Annotated in this window: 1 pseudogene; it reads right to left on the minus strand. The window is 64.4% G+C overall.

The features are described from left to right. Window positions 1-536 (minus strand): annotated as a pseudogene (locus tag AC2JF9_RS08385) (hypothetical protein); the annotation flags it as partial.

A 536-nucleotide genomic window follows, 5' to 3' on the forward strand; every position in this document is an offset into this window, starting at 1 on the left:
TGATCGGTCCATGGTCTCCGCCACGATTGTGTAAGGCTTGTCGGCAGTCGGCTGCACAATGACGTCGAAGCTCTCGGCCACCGCGATGCGGAACTCGTCGATGGGCACCGGCTGGACATTCTGCCCATCCGCCTGGACCACCGTCATCTTCAGACCGGGAATGCGCACGTCGAAATACGTCATGGCGGCCGCGTTGATGAAGCGAAGCCGCACCCGCTCGCCCGGCCTGAACAGTGCGGTAAAGTTCTGCTCCGGAGTCAAGCCGTTAACGAGAAAGGTGTATCTGCCAACATCCGCAATGTCGGTCGGGTCCATGCGCATCGCCGCCCATTGCTGGCGTTCCGACGCCGGCAGGTCGCGCCCGGCGAGAAGGCCCGACAGGGTCAGCCGCTGCGTGTTGAAGTAGCCGCCGCCCATCTGCTTGAGCTTGCGGTAGATCATGGCGCCGGTCATCCGGCTGTGGTCGGCGAGCACGATCACGTGCTCGCGGTCGTAGGCGACCGGATCTGCGCCGGCCGGGTCGATCACGATCGGCC

This window comes from Lactobacillus sp. C449L, assembly GCF_059900815.1.